Source organism: Streptomyces lushanensis (genome assembly GCF_001700515.1).
GTDB lineage: Bacteria > Actinomycetota > Actinomycetes > Streptomycetales > Streptomycetaceae > Streptomyces > Streptomyces lushanensis.
Genome location: NZ_MAUD01000669.1, coordinates 1 through 3143 on the forward strand (window position 1 = coordinate 1; position 3143 = coordinate 3143).

Annotated in this window: 2 protein-coding genes; both read left to right on the forward strand. The window is 66.6% G+C overall.

What is annotated here, in order from left to right; translation table 11 throughout:
- Positions 1 to 330: 330 nt before the first annotated feature.
- Positions 331 to 2409, forward strand: a complete 2079-nt coding sequence (gene gyrB, locus BFF77_RS32275; RefSeq protein ID WP_066957123.1) for a DNA topoisomerase (ATP-hydrolyzing) subunit B — start codon at positions 331 to 333, stop codon at positions 2407 to 2409.
- Positions 2410 to 2474: 65 nt separating this feature from the next.
- Positions 2475 to 3143: DNA gyrase subunit A (locus tag BFF77_RS32280; protein WP_281196674.1), on the forward strand; the 669-nt coding region annotated here is incomplete at its 3' end.

The following is a 3143-nucleotide window of genomic DNA, read 5'->3' on the forward strand; positions in this document are numbered from 1 at the left end:
CGTCCCTCCCGCGCGTCCTCCCGCCTCCGACCCGCCCGCCGACCTGCGGGAGCGCCCGGGAAGACCGAGGTGTCCCTCACCGTAGCGGGAGGTTGACAGCCCGAAGCGCTCAATGCCCGTGTGAGCCTCTTGGAGCCCCTTCCCGAATATGGGGAGTCGGTAGGCGCTCATTCAGGGCGGCACATGCGGACTCAGGTACCGGCAAACCCCCATTCGGGTCGGCGCTACCGGTAGACTGATGGGAAATCCCGCTGTGCTTGCGGGAACCGTCAACAGATGCTGACACAAGCCGAACGACGCAGCCGGTCCCGCTTGCTCGGAGGACGGCCTGTGCTGTGCCAGAAAGGGCGCTTCGTGGCCGATTCCGGCAACCCCAATGAGAAGACTCCGTCCGCCGCCACCGGTGAGAACGGCGAGGTGACCGCCTCGTACGACGGCAGTGCCATCACCGTGCTCGAGGGCCTTGACGCGGTCCGCAAGCGGCCCGGTATGTACATCGGCTCGACCGGTGAGCGTGGACTGCATCACTTGGTGTACGAGGTCGTCGACAACTCCGTCGACGAGGCCCTGGCGGGGCACGCGAACACCATCGACGTCACCATCCTCGCCGACGGCGGGGTGCGCGTGATCGACAACGGCCGCGGTATCCCGGTGGACATCGTGCCGTCCGAGAACAAGCCGGCCATCGAGGTCGTGCTCACGGTGCTGCACGCGGGCGGCAAGTTCGGCGGCGGCGGCTACGCCGTCTCCGGCGGTCTGCACGGCGTCGGTGTCTCGGTCGTCAACGCGCTCTCGTCGAAGGTCGCGGTCGAGGTCAAGCGCGACGGTTACCGCTGGACGCAGGACTACAAGCTCGGTGTGCCGACGGCTCCGCTGCTCCGCAACGAGGAGACGGGCGACTCCGGTACGACGGTCACCTTCTGGGCCGACGCGGACATCTTCGAGACGACGGAGTACTCCTTCGAGACGCTGTCCCGCCGTTTCCAGGAGATGGCCTTCCTCAACAAGGGCCTGACCCTGACCCTGACGGACGAGCGCGAGTCGGCCAAGGCCGTCGTCGGCGCCGATGTCGCGGGCACGGACGTCGCCGAGGGCACGGCGGAGGAGCCGGCCCGTACGGTCAAGTACTACTACGAGGGCGGCATCGTCGACTTCGTGAAGTACCTCAACTCGCGCAAGGGCGAGCTGATCCATCCGACGGTCATCGACGTGGAGGCCGAGGACAAGGAGCGGCTGCTCTCCGTCGAGATCGCGATGCAGTGGAACGCGCAGTACAGCGAGGGTGTGTACTCCTTCGCGAACACCATCCACACGCATGAGGGCGGCACGCACGAAGAGGGGTTCCGGGCCGCTCTGACCGGTCTGGTCAACCGGTACGCGCGCGAGAAGAAGTTCCTGCGGGAGAAGGACGACAATCTCACCGGCGAGGACATCCGTGAGGGTCTGACGGCGATCATCTCGGTGAAGCTGGGCGAGCCCCAGTTCGAGGGCCAGACGAAGACCAAGCTGGGCAACACCGAGGCGAAGACCTTCGTCCAGAAGGTCGTCCACGAGCATCTGACGGACTGGTTCGACCGCAATCCGAACGAGGCGGCGGACATCATCCGCAAGTCGATCCAGGCCGCCACGGCCCGGGTCGCCGCCCGTAAGGCACGCGACCTCACCCGCCGCAAGGGCCTGCTGGAGAGCGCGTCGCTGCCCGGCAAGCTGAGCGACTGCCAGTCGAACGACCCGTCCAAGTGCGAGATCTTCATCGTCGAGGGCGACTCGGCCGGCGGTTCCGCGAAGTCCGGCCGCAACCCGATGTACCAGGCGATCCTGCCGATCCGCGGCAAGATCCTCAACGTCGAGAAGGCGCGGATCGACAAGATCCTCCAGAACACCGAGGTGCAGGCGCTGATCTCGGCGTTCGGCACGGGTGTGCACGAGGACTTCGACATCGAGAAGCTCCGCTATCACAAGATCATCCTGATGGCGGACGCCGATGTCGACGGACAGCACATCAACACGCTGCTGCTGACGTTCCTGTTCCGCTTCATGCGGCCGCTGGTCGAGGCCGGGCACGTCTATCTGTCGCGTCCGCCGCTCTACAAGATCAAGTGGGGCCGCGACGACTTCGAGTACGCGTACTCCGACCGCGAGCGCGACGCCCTGGTCGAGCTGGGCAAGCAGAACGGCAAGCGGATCCGCGAGGACTCGATCCAGCGCTTCAAGGGTCTGGGCGAGATGAACGCCGAGGAGCTGCGGGTCACCACCATGGACATCGACCACCGCGTGCTCGGCCAGGTCACCCTGGACGACGCCGCCCAGGCCGACGATCTGTTCTCGGTGCTGATGGGTGAGGACGTCGAGGCACGGCGCTCCTTCATCCAGCGCAACGCCAAGGACGTCCGCTTCCTCGACATCTGAGTCGGTCACAGCCGACGGATCTCAGCTCACGGATTCGAAAAGGCCGAAAGGAACACTGACCAGCAATGGCCGACGAGAACACCCCTCACACCCCTGACACGCCCGCCGTCCCCGACCCCGGCGCCCCGGAGACCGTCACCGCCGCGGAGGGCCTGGCCCTGCGCGTCGAGCCGGTCGGGCTCGAGACGGAGATGCAGCGCTCGTATCTCGACTACGCGATGTCCGTCATCGTGTCGCGCGCGCTGCCCGACGTACGGGACGGCCTCAAGCCCGTCCACCGGCGTGTGCTGTACGCGATGTACGACGGCGGCTACCGGCCCGAGAAGGGCTTCTACAAGTGCGCCCGCGTCGTCGGTGACGTCATGGGTACGTACCACCCGCACGGCGACTCCTCGATCTACGACGCGCTCGTCCGGCTGGCGCAGCCGTGGTCGATGCGGATGCCGCTGGTGGATTCCAACGGCAACTTCGGTTCCCCGGGCAACGACCCGGCCGCGGCCATGCGGTACACCGAGTGCAAGATGATGCCGCTGTCGATGGAGATGCTCCGGGACATCGACGAGGACACCGTCGACCTCACGGACAACTACGACGGCCGTAACCAGGAGCCGACGGTCCTGCCGGCGCGGTTCCCGAACCTGCTGATCAACGGCTCGGCCGGCATCGCCGTCGGTATGGCCACGAACATCCCGCCGCACAATCTGCGGGAGGTCGCGGCGGGTGCGCAGTGGGCG